This window comes from Geomonas sp. (assembly GCF_056994735.1).
In genome coordinates this window covers 1-1,587 of record NZ_JBXKJL010000318.1, presented here as the reverse complement: position 1 = coordinate 1,587, position 1,587 = coordinate 1, and the positions used below count along the sequence as shown (strand labels likewise).

Sequence of the window (1,587 nt, the reverse complement as noted above, 5' to 3'; positions counted from 1 at the left end):
CGGGTGTGCCCTAAATTTTTGCAAACCTCTTGGGTGCACAAGCAGGACCTCGTTTCCAGGGATGATGAGCAGAAGGGCGAGAAGAACCTGGCAGAGTCGCCGCAGGCGCACAGGGAGGGGAGAGCACAGGCACAGCGGTTGGTCGTCCCATGGGTTGAGGGGGAGGCAGAGCAGGAGAGGTGAGAAGGGCGGGATGGCGCAGGGCGAGCCGAGCTTCACGTCGGCGTTCAGCACGCTTGCTGCGACGGAGAGCCCGGAGCTTGCGGGCCTGGGAACCAGCCATTTGCCAGGTTTCTTGCCAACGTTCATTACAGACGCCATTGCGCAAAGCGAGCATGGGCTTCACATGGTGGCGCTGCCAATGCATGCCAGCTCCTTTGAGGCGGGCTTCGACGACGAGTTTGTTGGCACTTTCCACCATACCCGACCCAATCGGCCAGCCTGCTCCTCGGAACGTGGGATACTGCATCAAAGCCAAGCGTTTGCCCAAATACCCCAGGTGCTCACGGACGTGTGGGCGTTCAGCAAGCTCGGTCGAGAGGCCTTGGGTCATGCGCAGAAGGGCGTGGGGACCGCGATGCTTGAGGACATGTAAACACCGCTCAAGCATGCGGACAGGAAAGCAGAGTCCGGCTTGCTCTAAGGCTTCCACGAGTTTGCTCACGTGCTCGGCAGCATGGGGAAAATCCAGGATCCGTAGCGCATCAGGTCGGTGCATGTCCAGAAAGGTTTGGAGCCAATCCGCTCCATCGGTCACCGCACAGACGGCTGGCGCCTGCACGACCTTTCGCCGTCGCATTTCCACCTCGGCGAGGTTCGTAAAGGGTTCGGCCGTGGTCAAGCGGGAAAAATACGAGAGGTCTTCGACTCGGCTCTCCGGCTTTCCATCCGTGGTGATGTGCTCTTTCACGGTCCCAATCGCCACCGTGCGCACTTCGGCCCATTCCCCCTGCCGCAGGGGAATCATGGCCCCATCGGCACTGAGGGCCAGACGGCCAGCCATGCTCTGGTCAAGAGGGGCTGGTGACCAGGGCTGGTGGGCTTGGGCGGTTTGGACCTCCACTCCCCATCTCCCCGCTTGTTCAGTGAGTCGGCGTGCGGTTTCTGTGCTGATATGAACTCCCAGCAGTTCTTCGAGCATCGCCCTCGCTTTTGCAAAGGGCATCCAGCTTGCCAGATGAACCAGGTGGTCTTGTTGACGAGGAGCCAGATTCCCTGAACCTAAAGCCAGTTCTTCATCCAGGGGGAAAAAGACCCTCGCCACACTTGGGACAGGTTCCATAGCTTCGGGTCAGCGTCACACTTTCTCCCCCATTCCCTTGTAAGGGTCGCTTCTGTGTGCCTCGCGATTGCAAAGGAAGCTGGCATGTGGGGCACAACGGGTGCTCCTGTTCTGCTGCCTTTCCCCATGCTCGGCTGGGACTCTCTTGCGCGGCATCTTGCAGCACCTGGGCTTCCAATTGCATCATGCGTATATGCACCTCGTCTTCGATCTCCACAAAGCTGGCTTTGGGGGGCGCTCGCCGCCACTCTTGGATATCGGTCAGGATCTCTTTACTCTTTTTCAACCAAGCTTGTTCATCCATG

2 protein-coding genes and 1 pseudogene are annotated in these 1,587 nt (G+C 59.4%); 2 read left to right on the top strand and 1 reads right to left on the bottom strand.

Going from position 1 to position 1,587, the window contains the following annotated elements; all coding sequences use genetic code 11:
- Both AC11W3_RS14105 and AC11W3_RS14100 read left to right on the top strand, forming a co-directional pair.
- On the top strand, nucleotides 1-183 hold a 183-nt coding region (locus AC11W3_RS14105), incomplete at its 5' end, for a hypothetical protein (protein ID WP_484093188.1).
- Between the two features lie 10 nt (nucleotides 184-193).
- Complete coding sequence (locus AC11W3_RS14100; RefSeq protein WP_484093187.1) at nucleotides 194-595, top strand: hypothetical protein; 402 nt, start codon at nucleotides 194-196, stop codon at nucleotides 593-595.
- Between the two features lie 640 nt (nucleotides 596-1,235).
- Here AC11W3_RS14100 and AC11W3_RS14095 read toward each other — a convergent pair.
- Nucleotides 1,236-1,587 (bottom strand): annotated as a pseudogene (locus AC11W3_RS14095) (ISKra4-like element ISKra4 family transposase); the annotation flags it as partial.

Coding starts and splice junctions, on each gene's coding strand:
- AC11W3_RS14100 (WP_484093187.1), top strand. CDS start 194: ATGGCGCAGGGCGAGCCGAGCTTCACGTCGGCGTTCAGCACGCTTGCT.